Annotated in this window: 17 protein-coding genes and 1 riboswitch; of the genes, 6 read left to right on the top strand and 11 right to left on the bottom strand. The window is 66.6% G+C overall.

Features of this window, described 5'->3' with window-relative positions; genetic code table 11:
- Positions 1-44: 44 nt before the first annotated feature.
- A riboswitch (cobalamin riboswitch) is annotated at positions 45-184 on the bottom strand.
- Positions 185-293: 109 nt separating this feature from the next.
- The 4 genes from M9952_15795 to M9952_15780 all read right to left on the bottom strand — a co-directional run bounded on the left by M9952_15795 (position 294) and on the right by M9952_15780 (position 6,217).
- Positions 294-2,198: a CocE/NonD family hydrolase gene (locus M9952_15795; GenBank protein MCO5314385.1), complete on the bottom strand. Its 1,905-nt coding sequence runs from the start codon at positions 2,196-2,198 to the stop codon at positions 294-296.
- Positions 2,199-2,331: 133 nt separating this feature from the next.
- Positions 2,332-3,885, bottom strand: a complete 1,554-nt coding sequence (locus M9952_15790) for an alpha-L-fucosidase (GenBank protein MCO5314384.1) — start codon at positions 3,883-3,885, stop codon at positions 2,332-2,334.
- Positions 3,886-4,011: 126 nt separating this feature from the next.
- Complete coding sequence (locus M9952_15785) at positions 4,012-5,559, bottom strand: AMP-binding protein (protein MCO5314383.1); 1,548 nt, start codon at positions 5,557-5,559, stop codon at positions 4,012-4,014.
- Positions 5,560-5,617: 58 nt separating this feature from the next.
- The gene (locus tag M9952_15780) at positions 5,618-6,217 is read right to left on the bottom strand and encodes a TetR/AcrR family transcriptional regulator (GenBank protein MCO5314382.1); all 600 of its coding nucleotides are present in this window, start codon (positions 6,215-6,217) and stop codon (positions 5,618-5,620) included.
- Positions 6,218-6,290: 73 nt separating this feature from the next.
- Between M9952_15780 and M9952_15775 the strand changes: the two genes are divergently transcribed.
- From M9952_15775 to M9952_15760, 4 genes are all read left to right on the top strand, one after another.
- Positions 6,291-7,376, top strand: a complete 1,086-nt coding sequence (locus M9952_15775) for a metal-dependent hydrolase (GenBank protein ID MCO5314381.1) — start codon at positions 6,291-6,293, stop codon at positions 7,374-7,376.
- 52 nt (positions 7,377-7,428) lie between these two features.
- Complete coding sequence (locus tag M9952_15770; protein MCO5314380.1) at positions 7,429-9,024, top strand: NAD(P)/FAD-dependent oxidoreductase; 1,596 nt, start codon at positions 7,429-7,431, stop codon at positions 9,022-9,024.
- Between the two features lie 14 nt (positions 9,025-9,038).
- Positions 9,039-9,872, top strand: coding sequence for an SDR family NAD(P)-dependent oxidoreductase (locus M9952_15765; protein MCO5314379.1), 834 nt, complete (start codon positions 9,039-9,041; stop codon positions 9,870-9,872).
- Positions 9,873-9,935: 63 nt separating this feature from the next.
- Positions 9,936-11,102 (top strand): hypothetical protein, encoded by a 1,167-nt coding sequence (locus M9952_15760; protein ID MCO5314378.1) that lies wholly within the window; start codon positions 9,936-9,938, stop codon positions 11,100-11,102.
- Between the two features lie 96 nt (positions 11,103-11,198).
- On the opposite strand, the gene M9952_15755 is transcribed toward M9952_15760, so the two are convergent.
- The 3 genes from M9952_15755 to M9952_15745 all read right to left on the bottom strand — a co-directional run bounded on the left by M9952_15755 (position 11,199) and on the right by M9952_15745 (position 14,932).
- Complete coding sequence (locus M9952_15755; protein MCO5314377.1) at positions 11,199-12,410, bottom strand: YibE/F family protein; 1,212 nt, start codon at positions 12,408-12,410, stop codon at positions 11,199-11,201.
- Between the two features lie 31 nt (positions 12,411-12,441).
- Positions 12,442-13,434: an MBL fold metallo-hydrolase gene (locus M9952_15750; GenBank protein MCO5314376.1), complete on the bottom strand. Its 993-nt coding sequence runs from the start codon at positions 13,432-13,434 to the stop codon at positions 12,442-12,444.
- A gap of 76 nt (positions 13,435-13,510) precedes the next feature.
- The gene (locus tag M9952_15745) at positions 13,511-14,932 is read right to left on the bottom strand and encodes an ABC transporter substrate-binding protein (GenBank protein MCO5314375.1); all 1,422 of its coding nucleotides are present in this window, start codon (positions 14,930-14,932) and stop codon (positions 13,511-13,513) included.
- A 94-nt stretch (positions 14,933-15,026) separates the two neighbouring features.
- Between M9952_15745 and M9952_15740 the strand changes: the two genes are divergently transcribed.
- On the top strand, positions 15,027-15,962 hold the full coding sequence (locus M9952_15740) for an LLM class F420-dependent oxidoreductase (protein MCO5314374.1): 936 nt from the start codon (positions 15,027-15,029) through the stop codon (positions 15,960-15,962).
- 41 nt (positions 15,963-16,003) lie between these two features.
- Here the strand turns inward: M9952_15740 and M9952_15735 are convergent, their stop codons facing one another.
- From M9952_15735 to M9952_15720, 4 genes are all read right to left on the bottom strand, one after another.
- Positions 16,004-16,915: a LysR substrate-binding domain-containing protein gene (locus tag M9952_15735; GenBank protein ID MCO5314373.1), complete on the bottom strand. Its 912-nt coding sequence runs from the start codon at positions 16,913-16,915 to the stop codon at positions 16,004-16,006.
- 54 nt (positions 16,916-16,969) lie between these two features.
- A complete protein-coding gene (gene ahpF / locus M9952_15730; GenBank protein MCO5314372.1) occupies positions 16,970-18,577 on the bottom strand; it encodes an alkyl hydroperoxide reductase subunit F in 1,608 nt (535 codons plus the stop codon).
- 134 nt (positions 18,578-18,711) lie between these two features.
- Positions 18,712-19,275: an alkyl hydroperoxide reductase subunit C gene (gene ahpC / locus M9952_15725; protein ID MCO5314371.1), complete on the bottom strand. Its 564-nt coding sequence runs from the start codon at positions 19,273-19,275 to the stop codon at positions 18,712-18,714.
- Between the two features lie 155 nt (positions 19,276-19,430).
- Positions 19,431-21,464 carry an alpha-galactosidase gene (locus M9952_15720; GenBank protein MCO5314370.1) on the bottom strand — a complete coding sequence of 678 codons (2,034 nt, stop codon included), beginning with the start codon at positions 21,462-21,464 and terminating at the stop codon, positions 19,431-19,433.
- Between the two features lie 66 nt (positions 21,465-21,530).
- Between M9952_15720 and M9952_15715 the strand changes: the two genes are divergently transcribed.
- Complete coding sequence (locus M9952_15715) at positions 21,531-22,625, top strand: hypothetical protein (protein ID MCO5314369.1); 1,095 nt, start codon at positions 21,531-21,533, stop codon at positions 22,623-22,625.
- Positions 22,626-22,664 lie beyond the last annotated feature (39 nt).

The raw sequence follows: 22,664 nt of genomic DNA, 5'->3' as shown, positions 1-22,664 counted from the left end.
CATTCGCGGACCTCAGGGCTTCGGCATCCGTTCTCCACGACGGATCTCGAAGCGACACATCGCGGGAGCATTCCGACTCGTCGCATCGTCGCTGGGACGACATGACCTACGGCTGCGGGACAGCGCCGGACTCTGACCGGCTTTCCTCCCAGGCGATGACTGGACGTGACGGGCCCGATCGTAGCCGCCGGTCGTTTCGTGGCGCCCGTCCGCAACCACCCGAGGCGACTTGTCGGGCCAGACTCGGGCAGAAAGCGTGCGGTCCGTCCCAGACGGCGGACGGCGGACGACGGCTACCGCACCGAGAGATCGATGAACGACGGGGTCGCCGGGCTGTGGTGCAACCGGTATCGGCCGCCGAGGAGTTGGGGGAACTCGCCGAGCGGGATCAGATGCGGGAAATCGACTGTCGAGATCCGCAGGCGGAGGCGGTGGCCCGCTTCGAGGGTGGCGAATGCCGGGCGAACCTCAATGTGGTAGGTGACCGGGACGCCTCGGGGCACCGGCTGGGAGACAGCGCGGGTGGAGATGAGGTGCGGCTTGGTCACGCCGCCGAGTTCGTTCCACCAGGATCGGTCCGGGTCGAGCGCTCGGAGCGAACCGAGTTGTGCTCCGCCGGTCAACGTCGTCGAGGTGCCGTCGGCTGCGACGTCTTCGACGGTGACCGAAAACAGCGTCTCGGAGGTTGTCGACGACGCGCTCAGCGTCAGGCCGATCGGCCCGGCGAGCTGGACCGGATCCTCCAGGGGCGGCGTGGTGTAGGTGGCCTCGTTTCCGGTGGTCGACCGTCGAACCGGGGCGAGGCACTCGGCGAACAGTCCGGCGGCGAACTGCGTCGTCGAAGCGGTGCAGGGGTCGGCGAGCGGGGAGTAATAGATGACGTCGTCGGGCTCGGGGGCCTCGGGACCGCCCGTTGCGAGGCCTCCGTGCTCGCGCAGCCACAGCCGTTCGGTGCGGGCATCGTCGAGCGGATAGGTCGATGCGTCGTAACTGGCGCCGCCGGGCTCCACGACGTGCAGCGGCGCTGCGGGGGACGCGGCCGGCGACGTCAACGGATGGGTCGAATCGTTGCGGCCCTTCAGCCATCGGTCGAACCAGGAGAGTTGGATTGCGGTCATGTCGAGGCCGTCGCCGATCGTTCCGTGGGTCCAGGGGCCGGTCAGCAATTGGAAACGATCGGAAACCGGCTGGTCGGGAGCCATGGGAGCCTCGACGTCGCGGCCGGACCACGCGTTTTGCAGGCCGCTGTAGATGAGCGGCTCGCCGCGCTGGAAGACGTCGTACAGCCCGCCGACGACGTAGACCGCAACACCGTTGTCGGCGATGCGCTGCAGGATTCGGCCAGGTCGTCGTTGGTCCCACCACTCGCCGTCGTACCGGCGCGGGCCGTTGTTGAACATGTCGTCGGCCATGACCGCTTCGAACTCGCCGAGACGGCCGAAGTTGCTGCCGGCGTGACGAAGCGCGGCGATCGGATCGTTCCAGAGTTCGGTGAACGGTGTGACCGAGCGGGTGATTCCGTATCCGAACAACAGTCCGAGGGGAGACAGAACGTTGAGGGCACCGCCGCTGGTGTAAAGATCCCGATACGGGTCGACCGTTGCCGCCATCGGAAAGATCGCCTTGAGCGGCGAATCCGGCCCGACCTCGGCAGCGGTGAACAGTTGAACGATCGCCATGTAGGAAAGGCCGAGCATCCCGACTGCGCCGTTCGAACGCGGGAGTTGCGCCGCCCAGTCGACCACCTCAGCGCCGGCGACCGCTTCGTGATGGTCGAACAGGTCGAATGCTCCATCCGATGCCCCGGTGCCGGGAATGTCGACCGCGGCCGCCAGGTAGCCGTGGCGCACGAGCGACAGGTTGACCCCGTCGGAGCCGGTCGGTGAGGTGGCCGCGCCCGACTTGCCGTATGGGGTAAACCCGATGATGACGGGAAAGGGCCCGGGGGCGGGAACCCCGGTGAGTGGATCGGTCGGGGAGTAGAGGTCGGCGCGAAGCACGCGCCCATCCGCGAGGGGAATCTCAAGGTTGCGGGTCACCACCACGCCGTACTCGCCGGTGGTGTCCGACAGGTCGGGCGGCGACGGCGGAACGCACGCTGCGAGGACCGCGACGATCGTGAACGTCACCGTCACGCGGATCGAGCAACGAAGCCGGTTCTTCGCGTTCCGTTCCTTGGTAGTCGTCGCGTCCAACACGTCACCCCGATCGTGGTCGCCGGCGCAGCCATCCCCCGAGATGCCCCACCCTCGGAGGGGCGGTGCGCCTGTGCGCGCCGAAGCTACAGGCTCGTCGCTTCGGCTGCCTCCGATGATCGAGGCGGCAGAGTGATCAGCTGAATGGCATCGCTACCGCGTGGTCGACGCGAAGGACCCTCGGTCGGGGGTCGTCGGTCGCTGGGGGTGTCATCACGTCGTTCGGCACGACGATGCGTGAGCCGAGATGGACGGTGTCGATCGACAGGGGACACCAGGCGATCCCATCGCTTGGGGAACCGTCGACGGTACGCTCGTCGGGGTCCGCGACGAGCAGCCTCGTGCGCGCCGTGGCGCGGAGCGGCAGCACCAAGGAACCCGTGGTGGTTTCCGCTGCGGCGCCGTCGGTGGTCGTACGGCTTGGCCAGATCCACGCGAACACCGATTCGCCGCGGGCCACGAAACGCACCTCGGTCCCGTGGGGATCGCAGAACTTGGGGATAACCCACGGTCGGGTGTCGCGCAGCGCCATGGCTATGAGTGGTTCGATCTCCGCAAGCCAGCGCAGTCGTCGCATCTGTTCCTCGGGGATCGACGCGTCGATGCCGCGCGGTCCGACGTTCGCCATGAGATTGCCGCCCGTTGCCGCCGCTCCCACGAGGAGCAGTTCGAGGTCGCGGCGCGAGATGAAGTCGTCCTCGGTCGACGTCTGGTTGTACCCGAACCCCCGGTCGAACCCGCGCACGATCTCAAACGGCGTCGAGCGAATCTCATCGAACTCGACGAACTCGGGGGTCTGGTATCCGTAGAACGGCGGCTCGGGTGGGACGAGGCCGCCGGACTTCTCGGCGCTGGCCCGGAGCGCACGGTCGACCAGACCGCTGAGGCGCGGGTTGGCCGCAAGTTTGAGCAGACGACCGGTCGGCATCCACCGGTCGTTCACGACGCCGTCGGGAACCGCTGCGAAGTAGTAGCGAAACAACTCGTCGAGCCGCGCCTTCGGCGCCGGCCAGCCGATGTCGTTCCACAGCACCGATGGCCGGTAGCGGTCGATGAGTTCGCGCACGTGGGCCTCGGCGTAGTCGACGTACTCGCCACCCGGAATGGCGCGAAGTCCGGAGCCGACCGTTCCGATGGCGGAATCGTCGAAACTCCAGTCGTACGCGCCGGAGTAGTAGACGCCAAAACGCATTCCCTCGCCGCGAACCGCCTCGGCGAGCTCGCCGACGAGATCGCGTTGCGACTGCCATCCGACACGATGGGGGTTGGTGACCTCAGAGGGCCACAGACACCAGCCGTCGTGGTGCTTGGTGACCAACACGACGTAGCGGGCGCCGGTGGCGGCGAAAGTTCGCGCCCAGGCGGTTGGGTCCCACCGTTCGAGGCCAGCCACGAACTCGTCGGCGAAGGCGCGGTAGGGCCGCGAGCCGTAGTGCTCACGATGGAACCGGGCGACCGAGCTGTTCTCGAAACGCAACGAGTTCTCGTACCACTCCGAATACGGGATCTCGCTGAGCGGATGCGGTCCCGGATCGACCATGAGGCTGCCGATGTCGCGCCCGGTCGGTGCGAACCCTGGCACCGACGCCGGTGTCCAGTGCACGAAGATGCCGAGCTTGGCATCCGCCCACCACGCCGGAACGCGGCGCTTGCGGCGGGGGAGGTCGTCATCGGGACGCTTCTTGGACATCGGTCGTCTCCAATCGCCGTTCTCCGGCCTACCGCCTGTTTCCCGATAACCAGTGGTCGTGATCACGACCACTGGTTATCGGGAAACAGGCTGGGGTGGTCGGGCTGGGGCGGTCAGGTCGTGCGGTTAGATGGTGCGGCCGGCCTCGGCCCAGTACTCGTCGCGAAGGACGCGTTTGTAGAGCTTCCCGGTCGGATGCCGCGGGAGCTCGTCGCGGAAGTCGACCGTGCGGGGGCACTTCACATCCGCGAGGTGTTCTCTGCAGTAGGCAATGAGTTCGGCTTCGAGTTCCGGGCTCCCGTCGACGCCTTCGGCCGGCTGCACCACGGCCTTGACCTCCTCGCCGAAGTCCTCGTTCGGGACCCCAAAGACCGCGGCGTCGGCCACCTTCGGGTGCAGCGCGAGCAGGTTCTCCGCCTCCTGCGGATACACGTTCACCCCGCCGGTGATGATCATGTACGCCTTGCGGTCGGTGAGATACAAAAACCCGTCCTCGTCGAGCCGGCCGACATCGCCGAGGGTCGTCCAGCCTCGACCCTTGGGATCACGTGAGTCAGCCGTCTTGGTCGGGTCGTTGTGGTACTCGAACAGCGCCTCGGACTCGAAGTAGATCGTGCCCGATTCGCCGGTTGGGACCTCTTCGCCGTCGTCGCCGACGATGTGGATCGCGCCCACCACCGCCTTTCCGACCGTGCCGCGATGGGCCAACCAGTCCTCGGAGTTCGTGTAGACGAATCCGTTGCCCTCCGTGCCGGCGTAGTACTCGTGGATGACGGGGCCGAACCACTCGATACCCTGTTCTTTGGCCGCGACCGGCATCGGCGCCGCCGCGTGCACCATGCAGTTCAGACTCGACACGTCGTAGCGCTCGCGGACCTGAGCGGGGAGCTTGAGCATGCGGATGAGCATCGTCGGAACGATTTGGCTGAAGGTGATGCGGTACTGCTCGACGAGGCGCAGGTAGGCCTCGGGGTCGAACTTGTCCATCACCACGACGGTGCCGCCGAGTCGCTGAACCGAGCGGCAGTAGCGGAGCGGCGCGGCGTGATAGAGCGGGGCCGGAGACAGATACATCGTGTCGGCGTTCGCGCCGAACAGCATCATGCACAGGAAGGTGACGGCGTCGTCGACCTCGCCGAGCGGGGTCTCCGAACGCGGCACCTTCACACCCTTCGGCCGACCGGTGGTGCCCGAGCTGTACAACATGTCGTTGCCCTCGGTTCGATCGGGGAGCGGTTCGGGCGATGCCGCGGCGACGGCGGTTTCGTAGGAGTCGTAGCCCTCGAGTTCGGTGTCGATCATGAGGCGCAGTGAAACCTCCGGCATCTGGTCGCGAAGCTCGGCTGCCTGGTCGGCCTTGTAGGCGGAGGTGATGAACGCCTTCGCGCCGCAATCGTTGATGATGTAGGCCATCTCCTCGGTGGTGAGCCGCGAGCTCAGCGCCGTGTAGTAGAGCCCGAGGTAGTGCGCACCCCACATGATGGGGAAGAACTCCTCGTGGTTCTCCAGGCACAGCGCGACGTGATCGCCCGGCCGAAGCCCGGCGTCGTAGAGGACGTGGCTGAGCCGGTTCGCCTTTTCGTCGAGGTCGGCGTAGGTGGTGACGGCACCGGTCGCGGCCATGATGATGGCGGCCTTGTCTGGTGTGGTTCGAGCGAAGTCTCCCGGGTACATGGCAGAACCCTAGGTGCCTCGATGCCAGTGGCGTCGTCGATCCGGGTCGGGGTGGCGTTCAGGCCTCGGGCGGCAGCAGGGCGGCGTCGAACATCGCCACGATGCCGGGGCCGAATGTCGAGATGGCCATCGGGCCGAACTGAAGCACCGCCATGAGGACCGACAAGATGATGCCCACCGACCCATCCGCGAGCGCATCGGGGTCGACGTCGGTGCGAACGATTCCGGTCTGTTGTTGTCCCCGGAGCCTGGCCGCCACGGTGCGCCGGAGTTCGTTGAGGGCGGGGATCTCGATGACCCGATCGGTCGCGTGGGGTTCGAGTCCGGACAGCACCCGCTTCGCAAGTGGGTGCTGTTCGATGGCGTCGATCAGCGCGAGCACCAGGGTTTCCTGCCATTCGATGCGGTCCTCGTCGAGCAGGTGCAACACGCCCTCGTTGATGACCGCCGCGGCGTCGGTGTCGAGCGCAGCGAGGAAAAGCGATTCCTTGTTCTCGAAGTGGGCGTAGGCGACCGTGCCGCCGACGCCGGCGTCGCGGGCGATGTCGGCCACCGACGACGCGCGGTATCCGTCGCGTCCGAAACGCACGATCGCTGCATCGAGAATCGTCTGACGGGTCTGCTCGCCCTTGGTGAGCGTCGAGACGGTCGCAGTCATACGAATCAGGGTAGCACCACCCATCAATAATTGAGGGATTGAAAGAATCACTCAAATCCTCTAAGGTGTTCCCGTGGACAATAGCTTGCCGCCTCTGGGCGGACCCGCCACGTCGATCTCCTCGGCACACCTCGCCGAACAACTGCACCCATCTGATCCGAATCCCCCAGGAGCCGAAATGTCGCTCAGCACCGACACCAACCTCGACACCGATCTCGCCGCCGACGGGCAACCCGCCGACGGCCCCGCCGCCTCGGCAACCGGAGCGACCGCCGCCACCGCTCCGCTGGTTCGCCAGACCAGCAACGCCGATCACGACATTCCCGTTCGGCGCGTGTCGTTCGAGGAGAGCCTGCGCACCATCCCTCGCCACTATGCGCGCGACGAGAACATCTTCTTGTCGCACCTGGGGGTCGCCATGTCCGGCGTGTTTCCCGACGGTGAGGACTTCTTCGTGAAGTCGGTGCGCCACTTCCGATCGGAGATCACCGATCCGGTACTCAAGAAGCAGGTGGCGGGCTTCATCGGCCAGGAGTCCATCCACGGCCGTGAACATCGGGTGCTGAATCGCCGCTTCGATGAACTCGGCTACAAGGCGACCCGGATCGAGGAAATCACCAAGCGTGGGCTCGCGTTCCGCTGGAAGGTGTCCAAGCCGATCTCGTGTCTCGCCATCACCGCAGCGCTCGAGCACTTCACCGCGACGCTCGCGGAGGAGTTGCTGTCGAGCGACGAATTCCGCGACATGTTCGGGCATCCAGCGGTGAAGGAGGTGTTCATGTGGCATGCGCTTGAGGAGGCCGAGCACAAGGCGGTCGCGTTCGATGTCTACCGCGCCGTCGGCGGCAGCGAGCGCCTGCGCATCATGTCGATGCGCTTCATCCGGGTGGCGTTCATCCTGTCGTCGACGATCACGATGCTGCTCGGGGTCCTGCGAGATCCGGCGTCGCGCGACCTGCGGCGTCTGCGCCGCGACTGGAAGGCGTTCAGGCGCTCGCCGATCGTCAGTGCGAGGCTGTGGAAGATCCTCAAGGAATACGACCGCCGAGGGTTCCATCCCGATGATCGAGACACCAACCACCTGACGGTCGAATGGCGCGAGAAGCTCTTCGGCGACGATGGCTCGCTGAACCACGTCCTGCCCGCCAAGGCCGCCTGAGCAGTCCCTCCACGATCGACCGAGCACCACACGTAGAAACGAGGACCCAACGATGAGCAACCTCGCAGACGACACCGTCGCAGACACGATCGACATCACCGACGCCGCACGTGACGAAGGCCAGCCCGGTGGGGTCGAACATCTCGACGTCCTCGTGGTGGGCGCCGGCCTGTCCGGCATCGGCATGGCCTGCCACCTCGTGCGCGAGGCGCCGTGGGCATCGTTCGCCGTGTTCGAGGCGCGCGACGATCTCGGCGGAACCTGGGATCTGTTTCGCTATCCGGGCATCCGGTCCGACTCCGACATGTTCACCCTCGGGTACCCGTTTCGACCGTGGAATCGCAAGGAGTCGATCGCATCTGGAGGCCACATCCTCGAGTACCTGCGCGACACCGCCGCGGAGTATGGGGTCGACCGCTTGATCCGGTTCCGTCACCGCATCATCGCCGCGGATTTCGACACCGCGACCGACCGGTGGAACATCACGGCCGAACACACCACCGCCGACGGCACGCTCGAACTCGTCAATCTCACGTGCTCCTATTACGTGTCGGCGTCGGGGTACTACCGATACGACCGTGGCCACACCCCGACCTGGGAGGGACAGGACACCTTCGGGGGGCAGATCGTGCATCCGCAGTTCTGGCCCGAAGACCTCGACTATGCGGGCAAGCAGGTCGTCGTCATCGGGTCGGGGGCGACGGCGGTGACCCTGGTGCCGTCGATGGCCGACACCGCCGCAAAGGTGACGATGCTGCAGCGTTCGCCCACCTACATCGGGTCGTTGCCGGCGGTGAACCCGCTCACCGCCACCGTGCGCAAGGTCACCCCCAAGCGCGCCCACGGCACGATCCTGCGGTGGATGAATTCCACGGGAACCCAGTCGTTCTACCGGCTCAGCCGCCGCCATCCGGAACTGGTGAAGAAGATGCTCCTCAAGCGCATCGCCCAGGCGCTTCCGGACCACGATGTCGCCAAGCACTTCACGCCGAAGTACAACCCGTGGGATCAGCGATTCTGTGTGGTGCCCGACGGCGACCTGTTCAAGGCGTTGCGCAAGGGAACTGCGGACGTGGTGACCGACCACATCGAGCGGTTCGACGAGACGGGCATCGTGTTGGAGTCCGGCGAGCACCTCGACGCCGACATCATCGTGACGGCGACCGGCCTCGACCTGTTGTTCATCGGCGGGGTCGAACTGAGCATCGACGGCGAGGCGGTCGACATTGCGAACACAATGTCCTACAAGGGAATGGGGCTTGAAGGGGTGCCGAACTTCGCGGTCATCATCGGCTACACCAACGCCAGTTGGACCCTGAAGGCCGACCTCACCGCCGGATACGTCACCAAGTTGTTGGGCTTCATGCGCGAGCGGGGATTCACCCGGGCGATGCCGTCCAAACACCCGGAACTGCACAGCGACGATGCGTTGTTGGGCCTCGACGCCGGATACGTGTTGCGGACCGCCGGAGCGTTCCCCAAGCAAGGCTCACGCGAGCCGTGGCGGCTGCACCAGAGCTACCTGAAGGACTACCGGAATCTGAAGATGAGCGGAGTTCAGGATGACACGATGGTGTTTTCGACCTGTACGCCGTCGGCGGTCGCCACGTCCGAGCCGGTCGGCGCCGTAGCGTCGGGCGCGTCGTAACTCGAAAGGAAATCATGCAGGAGTTTCGCAACAAGGTGGCCGCGATCACCGGGGCAGGGTCGGGAATCGGACGAGCGTTGGCCCTCGACCTTGCCAAGCGTGGCACGCATCTGGCGCTGTCGGACATCGACGAGGCCGGACTGGCCGAAACCGTCGCGCTGTGCGAGGGATTCGGAGCCAAGGTGAGTTCGACCCGCCTCGATGTCGCGGATCGCGACGCGGTATTTGCGTGGGCACACGCCGTGGCCGAGGAGTTCGGCACGGTCAACCTCATCTTCAACAACGCCGGCGTTGCGCTCGGCGCCGACATCTCCGAGATGTCGATCGAGGACTTCGAGTGGTTGATGAGTATCAACTTCTGGGGGGTCGTTCACGGAACCCAGGCGTTCCTACCGCACCTCAAGGCATCCGGCGACGGCCACGTCGTCAACACCTCGTCGGTGTTCGGCCTGTTCAGCGTGCCCAGCCAGTCGGCCTACAACGCGGCAAAGTTCGCGGTGCGCGGCTTCACCGACGCGCTCCGTATGGAACTGGAGATCGAGGGTGCGCCGGTGTCGGCGACCACGATCCACCCAGGCGGTATCAAGACCAACATCGCCAAGAACTCCCGCATGAGCGACTCGGCGGCAGCGGTGGCCGGTGGACGCGACGAGGTGCACAAGCAGTTCACCAAGATCGCGATGACCAAGCCCGACAAGGCGGCGCGTCAGATCATCACCGCGGTCGAACGCAACCGGCGACGCGCGCTCATCGGCCCCGACGCCAAGGGCTTCGACCTGATGAGTCGCCTGCCCGCCGGGTTGTATCAGTCGGCGATCGTGCGAGGTGCGCGCAAGCGCCTCGGCTGAGGTCGAGAGTTGCGCCTTCGGGCACCCGGCGCGCCGAGGTGTCGGCGCTAACTTGTGGGCGCCATGGCTGCGATCGACCGAACATCTGACCACCCGTTTGGCACGGGCGCACGGCGGGCATTGGTCGCCTGGCTGACGGCTCGTGCGGTGGTCGGCATCGCCTGGCTGATCACGTCGACCTCGTGGTTCGAGGGCTTTTCGACGTCGTTCTCGCAACGTCATCGGGGGCTGTTCCTCTGGGACGGTACCTATTACCGCGAACTCGCTGCGGTGGGATATGAGGGCACCGCGTCGGAGGTCCAGCGGTTCTTTCCTCTCTATCACCTGTTGGGCCGCTGGGTCGGAGCCGTCGCCGGGGTGGTGACGAGCCGTGGCGACGAGGTCGGGCTGCTGCTCGTGGCGAACGTCGCGGCGTTCGTGGCGCTGTGGTTGATGTACCTCGTCGTGGCCGACCTGAGCGGCGACGAACGCTTGGCCTCGCGTTCGGTGTGGTGGTTGGCCCTGTTCCCCGCGGCGCCGGTGCTGGTGTGGACGTACTCGGAATCGCTCGGTATCGCGCTCGGGTTGGCCGCGGTGTGGTGGTACCGGCGGCGATGGTGGTGGGCGAGCGCGCTGTGTGGGGTCGGCGTCGGGCTCACCCGGTCGGTGGGGGCGACGCTCGCGGTCGTGTTCGCCGTCGCGGCGCTCACCGACTTCGGCGAGCTGCGCCGCTTGCAGCGGCGTTGGAGCCTTCGGGACTGGGTGGGCCGCGCCGCCGCGATCCTCGGCCCGCCGGCAGGGTTCGCGGCGTATTTCCTGTGGCTGCGCTCGGAGTTCGGGACCTGGGAACACCCCCTCGAGGCGCAGCGTCAGTTTCGTGACGGATGGCGAGACCCGCTCACCCGGCTCGTCCAGGCGGCCATCGACGTTGCGGGCGGGAGCGCGGACGATGCGTTCAACCTGGCCTTCGCGGTGTTGGTGATCGCGGTGCTGGTGTTGACGTGGCGGCGGGTCCCGATGGCGGGCTGGGCCTACGTGGCGGTGACGCTGATCGTGGTGCTCGCGGCGAACAACATCGACTCCCTCGGCCGCTACGTGCTCGCGGCGTTCCCGCTCGTCGCGCTGTGCGCCGTCGCTGAGCGGCGACTGGCGGGCGACCGACGCTGGGTGCCGTGGGTGGTGTCGTCAGGGTCGGCCGCGGCGATGATCATGTATTGCCTGTGGGCCTGGTCGGGGCGAATGATCCCCTGACCGTCGTGCGGGCCCGGCCGCCGGATCCGGGGTTGGGCCCGGCCGCCGTCCCGGGGTTCTGTAGGCAATTCCGGTTGTCATGGCAACCGGAATTACCTACAGAACGGGTGGGTCGAGGTCGTGGGAGTGGTCGTGGGCGTGGGAGTGGCCGTAGGACGGATCGAGTGGCACCGAGTCTGCGACGAGCGCGGCGAGGCCGGTCGTGAGGGGAACCGCCATGATGATGCCGATGCTGCCGACGAGCGTGCGCACGATCTCGATGGCGACGGCCTCGCTCGTCAGCACCAGCGACAGCGCCCGGCCTTCCTGGTAGAAGAACAGCATCAGCGCGAGTGCGGCACCGACGTAGGCGAGCACCAGCGTGTTGACCGTCGAGGCAACGTGGTCGCGTCCGATCCTGGTGGCTGCTCGATACACCTCGCGGCGCGGCATCGTCGGGTTGGCCCGCCGGAGTTCGGCCACTGCGGAGACCTGCGTGACGGTCACGTCGTCGAGGACGCCGAGCGCTCCGATGACGATGCCGGCGAGCAGGATGTCGCGCGGATTCACCCCCTCGGCGGTCACGGCGAGGGTCTGCAGGCTGGACTCCGACAGCCCGGTCAAGGTCGCGGCGACGCTCACGAGCGACGTCGCGAACGTGATGAACAACAACGCGGCGAGGGTGCCCAGGAGTGCGACCGTCGTGGTGAGCGTGACCCCGTGGGCGAGGTAGAGAGCAGCGAACGCGATGACGGTCGCCGCGGTGAGGGCCACGCCGACCGCGTTCGAGCCGCGCAGCAGCGCCGGCAGGAGGAACACGACGATGACGCCGAGGCTCACCACGAGGCCCGCCAGCGCCCGCAGCCCCTTCCACCGGCCGAACGCGATGACCGCGAGCACGAACACGACGGTGAGGATCACTAGGGGAGCGGTCCGCTGGAATTCGTAGAACGTCAACGCGTATTCGGCCGGAGCCAGCGGGTTGTACGACACGACGAGTCGGTCGCCGGGGGAGAATTCCGCGGCGGCCCGGTCGAGCAATGAACGCTGCACGACACCGGTGGTGCCCTCGATCGAACCCGACGTGACCTCGACGTCGGCCCGTTGGCAAGTCGTCGGCAGATCCTCGAGGGGATCGACGCAGTCGACGCGCTCCACCGAGGTGACCGTCACCGTCACGTACTCGAGGTCGGCCGAGGTGCCGGTCAGGCTCGGTGCGTCGCCGCGTGGCCAGAATGCGACCATGGCGATCGCTGCCAGCGTGGCGATGATGGCGATCGCCGCCACCAGCGCTCGTTGGACGCGGTGATCCGGTTCGGTGGTCGTCATGGCGTCATCGTCATCGTTGTGTCGCACACGCTCAAACCGAAGGCGAACGCTGCGCGGAAAGCCGGAATCGGTCATCGATGAGTTCCACCACGGCGTCGTCGAGGAGCTTGATGAGGTGGGCCTCCACCGATCGGGCGGCGGGTGCGTGGAGTTCGGGTCGCACCGACGCGTACATCTCGGCGACCAACTCATCGATGGATCGGGTCCCGTTGCGTTGGATCAACGCGAGGATCTCGCGTTCGCGTTCGAGACGGTGGTCGAGCAGCGAACGCACGAACGGCACGGGATCGGTGATCGCCGGCCCATGGGTCGGGTAGTAGGTGCGTTCGTCTCGGTCGAGTAGCAGGCGGAGGCTGCGCAGGTAGTCGTCGATGCGCCCATCCGGCGGCGAGATGACGGTGGTGGACCACCCCATGACGTGGTCGCCGCTGAACAGTACGTTGCGTGTGGTCTCCGCGAAGCAGAGGTGATTCGAGATGTGTCCGGGCGTGTGGATCGCCACAAAGCGCCAGTCGGCCCCCGGATGCAGGTCGGCTCCGATCACGTCGCCGTCGCGCAGTGTCACGTCTGGGACGAACTCGGCATCGTAGGAGCCAGACTCTTCATCAGCGCCGTCCTCATCCGGCTCGGCTTCGTCGCGTGCGGCCGGAATCGCGGCGGCTGGATGTGGTCCGTAGCCGTAGCGAATCGCCCCGGTGAGTTCTGCGAGGCGAGCCGACGCGGGGGAGTGATCGGCGTGGGTGTGGGTGACGAGGATGGCGGCGACTTCCTCGCCCTCGAGCGCCGCGTCGAGTGCACGGTGGTGACTGTCGAGGTCAGGTCCGGGGTCGATGATGGCGACGGGTCCGCCCGGTCCGCCCCCGGCGAGGTCGCCGCCGATGAAGTAGGTGCCCGTGCCCCAGGCGCTGTACTTCGACGGGTTGTGCGCCAGGATTCGTCGAATGCCGGGGGCGACCCGTTCGACCTCGCCGTAGCGAGGCTCAAAATCGCTCCGGAACGCCGGTGCCGCACGAGGAGCAGTCACGGGCGAATCCTACCGGCCGATCCCCCGGCCAATACCCCGGCCACCGAGAGCGGTGGCCGGGGTATCGAACCCGCCGCTAATTGTCGAGAATCGACGACTCCCGGTTGCCGGCACCGAAGTCGCCTTCGATATCGACGAGTTCGCCGCAGTGCATGCCCATGTTCTCGGCATCGGCACCGCCCTTTTCGGGGTAGAGCCGCTGGAACTTGCCGTCGCGCACCTGCATCAGGATCGAACACAACGATGCGGTGTCCTCGGCGATATTCACGGGGAGACCGAGCCCTCCGGTGTCCCAGTCGTCCACCGCCTGGCCCTTTTGCAGCATGCAGACCCGGCTGATCTCACCCTCTTGCGCGCAGGCCTTGGCCGTCGTGGCGAACAACAGGTTGGCCGACCACGAGTTGGCGACGAGCGAGGCGCGGGTCCAGTTCGGCGAGTACTCATCCAAGATGTCGATGAGTTGCCGGGTGACCGGATACTGGTCGGCCTCCTCGAACGGACCGAAGTAGCTGCGCATCGCCACGGTGATGCCTTCGGCGGCCTCGGGTCCTGCGGAGTCGATCGTGCGCTGGTCATAGACGTTGATCTCCGTCGCGATCGGACCTTCGAAGTTCTGATCGCGAAGCGCTTGATTCAACAACGAAAGGGTGGCCGGTTCGCCGATTGCGAAGACCGAGGTCGCGCCGCTTGCAAGAACCTGCTGGGCGAGCACCCCCCAGTCCTGGCTCACCGGGCTGTAGGCGATCTGGTGGAACTGGTCGAAGCCGTCGACCTGCTCGGCGGTCGCGATGGTCTGGGCCGCTCGGGTACGAAGAGAATCGAGATCGGGGAACAGGATGGCCAGATTCGATGTCTCGCCCGGAAACGCCTGGGCGAGGGCGTCGAGCGAGGCCGTCGGTTGGCGATTCGGCGGGTTGGGGCCGACGTTGACGATGTCGGTCGCTCCGGCGAATTCCGGCGATGCGGCGAATCCGGGGAAGGCGATCAAGCCGCACTTGTGGAAATCGGAGCCGTCCTTGCCGGTGAACATCAGGTTGTCTTGGGCCCAACCGCCGCCGACGAGGGCGAAGGTGTCGGTGCAGGCCGTGGCCATCGCTCCTTCGATCTCGAAGAGCTTGCCGTCGAGGTCGATGGCTTCGAGCGGAAGGCCGTTGATGCCGCCCTGATCGTTGCACCAGCTCACGAACGCGGTCGTGGTCTCCCACAACTCCTGAAGCAGCCCGGCACGGATCGAGGCCCGGTCGTTGGCGACGCCGATGTACAACTTGTCCGTTCCTCGGCCGGCATCTTCGGCCTTCACGGTTGCGACCTTGCCGTCGGGTGCTTCACCACACGGGCTGTCGAGCGTGCCGAACTTGACGGTGTCGCCGGTCGGGCTGTCGGTGTCGCCGGTTGCGACGGTCGTGTCGGTACTGACGGCCTGATTGTCGTCGTCGGCAGCGCACGATGTCGCGAGCAGCGCGGCGACGACCAAGAGAGCCGAAGCGAAACGGCGCATATTCCCCCCTGGGATGTCACGAGACTGGACACATGTCCAGCGGGGGACATTGTGTCATGCGGGGCACCCCTAGCGCGCGTCGTAGGCTCGGGCCATGCTGTTGAGAGTCTTCACCGAACCCCAGCAGGGTGCGTCCTATGACCAGCTGTTGAGCGCTGCTCGGCTCGCCGAAGCGTCGGGTTTCGATGCGTTCTTCCGGTCGGATCACTATCTGCGGATGGGTCCGGGCTCTCCGCTTCCCGGGCCCACCGACGCCTGGGTGACCCTCGCCGGTCTCGCACGTGAGACCTCGACGATTCGACTCGGGACCCTCGTGTCGCCGGTGACGTTTCGCCACCCGGGAATCCTGGCGATCACGGTTGCCCAAGTCGATGCGATGAGCGGTGGCAGGGTCGAACTCGGCCTTGGCACCGGCTGGTTCGACGCCGAACACCACGCCTACGGGATCCCCTATCCGCCGGCGGTCGGCGACCGGTTCGACCTGCTCGGCGAACAGTTGGAGATCGTGAGCGGACTGTGGTCGGCGCCCGACACCTTCAGCTTCACCGGGCGTCATTACACGCTCACCGAGTCGCCGGCGCTGCCCAAGCCGGTGCAACGGCCTGGCTTGCCGATCGTTATGGGCGGCGCGGGCATGGTGCGAACGCCGCGCCTGGCCGCCCGCTATGCAAGCGAGTGGAACGCGCCGTTCCTGCCCTTCGACGACTACGCCCCAACACGGGGTCGAGTATTGGCGGCGTGTGAGGCCATCGGTCGCGATCCGTCCTCCTTGGTCACCTCTGCGGCGCTCGTCGTATGTATCGGCAGCGATGATGCCGAAATTCGCCGACGCGCCGAGGCGATCGGTCGCGAGGTGGAGGAGTTGAAACTCAACGGCATCTGCGGCACGCCGGCGGAGGCCATCGAACAGCTCGCCCGGTGGGGTGCCGCGGGTGCGCAGCGCGTCTACCTGCAACTGCTCGACCTCGACGACCTCGACCATCTGCGACTGATCGCCGCAGAGGTGCTGCCGCACGTCGCCGCCCTGTAGGGCGTGGCGCCGTTTGGGACACGTGGGTGCGCCCGGCGTTGTCAGGTGATCGGTTCGACGAGCCCCTCGGGCAGGTCGCGCATGACCTCGGCGAGACGCGGATACAGCGACGCGTAGATCGAGGTGTCTCGCCAGAACATCGCAAGTTCGCGCGAGGGTGCCGGGTCGGCGAAGCGCAGGATCTCGATGTCGGGCGACATCGGCACCGGAGGTTGCACCGCGAGTTCGGGCAACAGCGTCACCCCGACCCCGGCGGCGACCATTTGGCGCAGCGTCTCGAGGCTGGTGGCTCGAAACTCGCTTCGTTCGCCCGCTCCGGCGAGTTGGCACACCGACAGCGCCTGTTGGCGCAGGCAGTGGCCCTCTTCGAGCAACAACACGTTCTCTTTCGCGATCGCCTCGAGCTTGAGCGGCTGGGGAGCCGATGCGAGGTGGTGCCCTTTCGGCACGGCCAACACGAAGTCCTCGCGAAACAGCGGTGCGCTCAAAAACCCGAAATCAGCGATCGGCAGCGCCAGCACACCGATGTCGAGGTTCCCTTCGCGCAAGCGCTCGACGATGACCTCGGTCTTTTCCTCGACGAGGAGGAGTTCGAGTTTCGGGAACTTCGTGCGCAGGTTCCCCACCACGTGAGGCAGCACGTACGGGGCGATCGTGGGGAACAGGCCCATCCGCACGGTTCCCGATTCGGGGTCGTTCGCCTGTTGGGCGATGCGGCGGATGCTGTCGGCTTCCGCCAGGACGATGCGGGCCCGTTCGACGACCCGCTCGCCCGGGGCGGTCAACAACGCCTGTCGCGGCGTTCGTTCGATCAACTCGACGCCGAGTTCGGCTTCGAGCTTCTTGATCTGGGTCGACAGGGTCGGCTGGCTCACGAAGCACGCCTCGGCCGCCCTGCCGAAATGGTGATGATCGGCGACCGCCACCAGGTATCGAAGATCTCGCAGGTTCATCGCGGGCCTCCTCCTGGTAGCGGCGACCGATCGGTTGACGTCAGGCCGACGGCGTCAGGCCGAGGCCGGAGCCGAGGCCACTGAGGCCGTCGAGACCGAGGCCGGTGCGGGGGTGCGGATGAGATAGTCGAAGGCGCTGAGCGACGCGGTGGCCCCGGCGCCCATGGCGATGACGATCTGCTTGTACGGAACCGTCGTGCAGTCGCCGGCGGCGAACACCCCGGCCACGTTGGTCTCGCCACGATCATTGATGACGATCTCGCCCCGCTTGGACAACTCGACGGTGCCCTCGAGGAACTCGGTGTTCGGCAACAGGCCGATCTGTACGAAGATGCCGTCGAGTTCGATGGTGTGGGACTCATCGGTCGTGCGGTCGGTGTAGACGATGCCGGTCACCTTCTCGCCGTCGCCGAGCACCTCGGTGCTCAGCGCGCTGACGATGATGTCGACGTTGCCCATGCTGCGGAGCTTGCGCTGCAACACCTCATCGGCGCGAAGTTGACCGTCGAACTCGATGACGGTGACATGCGCGACGACCCCGGCGAGGTCGATCGCGGCCTCGATGCCCGAGTTGCCACCGCCGATGACGGCGACGCGCTTGCCCTTGAACAGCGGACCGTCGCAGTGGGGGCAGTAGGTGACGCCCTTGTTGCGGTACTCCTGCTCGCCGGGCACGCCCATCGAACGCCAGCGGGCACCGGTGGACAAGATGACGGTACGGCTGCGCAGGGTCGCCCCGCTTTCGAGCTCGACGGTGACGAGATCGCCCTCGTCGGAGCCGGGGATGATCTTGGCGGCGCGTTGCAGGTTCATGATGTCGACGTCGTAGTCGCGCACGTGTTGTTCGAGGCCTGCGGCGAGCTTGGGGCCTTCGGTGTAGGGCACCGAGATGAAGTTCTCGATGGCCATGGTGTCGAGCACCTGACCGCCGAAACGCTCGGCGGCCACACCGGTGCGGATTCCCTTGCGGGCCGCGTAGATGGAGGCGGCCGCTCCGGCGGGGCCTCCGCCGACGACGAGCACGTCGAAGGGCGACTTGGCATCGATCTTTTCGGCCTCCCGGGCTGCGGCGCCGGTGTCGAGCTTGTTGACGATCTGCTCGATCGTCATGCGGCCCTGGTCGAACGGCTCGCCGTTGAGAAACACGTTCGGCACGGCCATGACCTGGCGGGCCTCGACCTCGTCTTGGAACAGCGCGCCGTCGATGGCGATGTGGTGGATGTTCGGGTTGACCACGCTCATCACGTTGAGCGCCTGGACCACCTCGGGGCAGTTCTGGCAGCTGAGCGACAGGTAGGTCTCGAAGAAGTACTCGCCCTCGAGGTTGCGGACCTGCTCGAGCACCTCTTCGTCCACCGTCGAGGGGTGGCCCCCGACCTGGATGAGTGCGAGGGCGAGCGAGGTGAACTCGTGGCCGAGTGGAATGCCGGCGAAGCGTACGGAGACGTCGGTGCCGACGCGGTTGATGGCGAACGAGGGGCGCCGCTCGTCGTCATCGGAGCGGACGTAGGTGATCTTGTCGCTGAACGACGCGATCTGGGTGAGAAGTTCGGCCAGCTCGGTCGACTTCGGGGAGTCGTCGAGGGAGGCGGCCAGCTCGATCGGCTGGGTGATGCGTTCGAGCAGGGTCTTGAGTTGGTCAGCGAGTGGTGCATCGAGCATGGGAATTCTCCGGATCTACGCGTGGTGCCTGTAGCGGGCGCGTGCCCGCCGGTCGGACGGTGGGGGGTGGTGAAGGTGTGGGCGGGCGCGTGCCCGCCCACACCTCATCGATCACTCGCTTGGGAGCGACCGGGTCAGATCTTGCCGACGAGGTCGAGCGACGGCGCGAGGGTTGCTTCGCCCTCTTCCCACTTGGCGGGGCAGACCTCGCCCGGGTGGTTGCGCACGTACTGGGCGGCCTTCACCTTGCGGATGAGCTCGGCTGCGTTACGGCCGATGCCCTCGGCGGTGACTTCGAAGAACTGGATGACGCCGTCGGGGTCGACGAGGAAGGTGCCGCGGTCGGCGAGGCCCTGGTTCTCGCGAAGGACCTGGAAGTTGGTGGAGATGGCGAGGGTCGGGTCGCCGATCATCGGGTACTGGATCTTGCCGATGGTGTCGGAGGTGTCGTGCCACGCCTTGTGGGTGAAGTGGGTGTCGGTGGACACCGAGTACACCTCGACGCCGAGGGACTTGAAGGTCTCGTAGTTGTCGGCGAGGTCGCCGAGCTCGGTCGGGCAGACGAAGGTGAAATCGGCGGGGTAGAAGAACACGATCGACCAGCCGCCCTTGAGGGTCTCGTCGGAGACCTCGACGAATTCGCCGTTGTGGTAGGCGGTGGCGGTGAAGGGAAGGATTTCGGTGTTGACCAAAGCCATGGGATTACCTCTTGGTTGAAGCGGTTGGAAACTCGATAGTCATTATTGCCGCTCCAAGGGCCTGACGATAGTCAGACTCAATCGTTTGTTCCTATGTCGCTGATAGGTCTTGGCTATGGCCGCGACCGGGTGACTCGCGACCTCGGCAGGCCGCGCTATCGGCTGGTCTCGAACCGGAACACGACCGAACCGTGCGGCTCGATGGTGCCGGCGTCGATCACACCCCGGTGAACTCCAAGGCGCCGGCCGCTCCAGAACTCGGTCGCCTCGGTCGGGGCGTCGGAGCCGATCAACGCAGCGACACCGAGTCGGTCGACCTCGATGCGTCCCGGGCGGGGCTCATCGCCGAGGTTGACGATGCCGACATCGACGCGGTCCGGGTGAACGCTGACGATCACCTGGGGGTCCGCCACCTCGAACAGGTCGGCGACGAAATGGTTGCCCCCCGTGAGTTCGAGGGTGCGGCGGATCAACGCCCGTCGATGCTCGGGCACGGTTGTGAGGTCGTCGGACAACACGATCATGCCGTCGGTCAGGCCGAACACCGTGCACATGGTGCGAACTTCGGCTTCGGACAGGGTGGTGTCGCTCGCCCGCACCATGAGACAGTCCGGGTCGTTGAGGAACCACGCCCGATCGAACACCGACCTGGAGATGGTGTTGCGCAGCGCGTGGACCGTGGCGAGTCCGTGGCGGCTGCGGCCCAGGAACCGCCCGACCGCGGTCGTCCACGACGGGGTGACATCTGCTCCGATGCGCATGGCGTCGACCACGCCCACCGCCGGGCCCAACGGGCATCCGCACCCCAGGAGAAACCCGTCGTCGCCCGCTCCTTCGCGGATCGCCTCGAGCCCGCGCCGCAACGACTGGGCGCGGGTGGCCGACGCGTCGTAGCGAACGCCCGGAAGGGACGCCGCGAACAGGAAGTCGAGCTTCTGGATTCGGTAACCCCAGTCGACTCCGATCGTCGAAGCGACACCGCGGAGGTGTTCGAGCACCTCGGGGTTGGTGGTGTCGAGCGCGAACATCGGGTTCTCGGTGCCCCAACCCGGATTGACCAGGGCCACGATCGGGCGGCCGCGCTCGTTGCGCACCAGCCACTCGGGATGACGCAGCGCCACCTCGGAACGCGCGCCGCAGATGAACGGCGCCCACCAGATGCCGGCATCGAATCCGGCCTCGCGAATGTCGGTCGCCAGCGCCGCCATGCCCGAGGGGAACTTGTCGTTGGTGTGCAGCCAGTCGCCGATGGCGCGCTGATGGCCATCGTCGATCATCACGTACTCACAGCCGAAGGTGTCGCCGCCTCGCCCTTCGGGGGCCAGCACTGCGAGGTTCGCCCGCACGTCGTCCTCGGTGACCTTGGTGAAGTAGTAGTACCACGAGCACCAGCCCGCGGGATGTGGGGCATCGACCGAGCGGGCCTCCATCGCGTCGCCGGCGAGCACGGCCACCGAGCGCAACAGTTCGTCGGCGGAGGAACCCTCGGCCTCATCGGCGGCGATGACGACCCGGAACCACGGGGTCGCCTGCCCGGGGGCGAGCATCGTGCCATCGAGGTCGACCCACGCGCTCCACACCGGCGCACGCCCGGCATGGTGGTTGAGTTCGATGAATCCGAACGCATCGCTCATCGTGGTGAACGCGGCGGCGACGCCATGGCCGCTGACCGGTTCGACCGTCGCCGAGATCCAGTCGGAGCGAACGTGGCCAGGGGTGTTTGGGGCCGGATGTTTGGCGTCGGTCACCCCGCGGCGGCCGACCGTCGTCAGCACGTCGACGTCGCGTTCGCTGACGCCGACGGTGTGGGTCGCCGCCCACGACTGGTAGCCGTTGCGGTACGTGCGCCAGCGCTTGCGGTTGTCGCCGATCGTGAGCGACCTGGTTTCGAACAACGCGAACCGTTCGAGCGCGACCGGAACGGTGCCGTCGTGTGTGATGCGGGCGCTCAGCTCGACCGCCGGCGTCGCCCCGAGGTCGTCGATGCGGTTCCACTGCCACTCGACGCGAAGCCCGAGCGGGTGTTTCGCGAACGCGGTATCGGCCCCGGTCGACGTCACCTTCTCGGCCACCCACTCGCTGCGACGGCCACCGACGGTGACGTCGATCGCGGGCCGGCCGGGCCCGATCGACAGTGGGGAGTCAGGGACGCTCAGCGACAGTCCGGCCGGGGTGAGTTCCGCGATCATCCGGCAAGTATTGCCCACTTCGATTACAACGTCGGTATGCGAAGGACACCTACGACGGCGGCTTTGATGACGGCGCGTGCGCTGGCGATTGTGGCGGTACTCGGACTTGTGGCTGCCGGGTGCGGCGGTTCCGACTCGTCCAGCGCCAACCCCGGCGGCGCTGACAACGCTCAGAACGCCGTCACGACCACGGCTGGCACCGGCGACGCCGACACCGACGGTGCCGAAGCTCGGGTGGCGGAATCGCCCGGCTGTGCGGCGGCCGCCCCCGAAACCCCCGGACGCGAGGTCCGCATCGATCTGGCGTCGGGAGGGGTCGAACGCTTCGCGCTCGTCACCACGCCGAGCGCCGCGGCGGAGTCGGTGGAGCCGCGGGCGTTGGTCATCGATTTCCATGGGCTCGCCGAGGGTGCTGAGGTGCACGCCCGGATGAGCCAGTACAGCGAACTTGCCGAACAGGAGGGGTTCTTCGCCGTGTTCCCGCAGGGCACCGGCGACATCGCGTCGTGGAAGGCGGGCGTCGGTGGAGAACTCAACCCCGACCACGCGGATGTCGAGTTCGTCACCGATCTGCTCGAGCGACTCGGTGCCGATCACTGCATCGATCTCGGTTCGGTCTACGCCACGGGGTTGAGCAACGGGGCGATGATGACCTCGACGGTGGGGTGCCTGCTCGCCGATCGATTCGCGGCGGTGGCACCGGTCGCCGGCGCGGCGTTCTATAACGACTGCCCGTCGACCACGCCGATGCCGGTCTACGCGATTCACGGCACCCAGGATCCGCTGCTGCCGTTCAACGGAGGGGTCGGAAACGTCGGTGCGGTGATCGCCGGCGGAGCGGCCGACCAGACCAAGGTGGAGGTCGACCTCGACGGACCCGGCTATCCCGCAGCGTTGGCGTCGTGGGCGAAGCACAACGGCTGTTCGGCCGAATTTGTCGATACCCAGATCGACACCGAGATCATCGAACGGCGCTGGGACTGTCCCGCGGGCGCGGAGACCGTGTTCATGATCGTGGTCGACGGCGGTCATTCCTGGCCGAGCAGCGAGTTTTCGAAATCCATCGCCGCCCAGGTCGGGCACACGACCGATCAACTCGACGGAACCCGCGATGCGTGGGAGTTCCTGCGCGAGCATCACCGGGTCATCGACGAAGCATGACCCGGAGCGGTGACCCGACGCCGCGACCCGGTGTCATGA

This window comes from Microthrixaceae bacterium, from assembly GCA_023957975.1.
GTDB lineage: Bacteria > Actinomycetota > Acidimicrobiia > Acidimicrobiales > Microtrichaceae > JAMLGM01.
The sequence above is the reverse complement of the archived record's forward strand: the minus strand, read 5'-3'. Positions and strand labels throughout refer to the sequence as shown.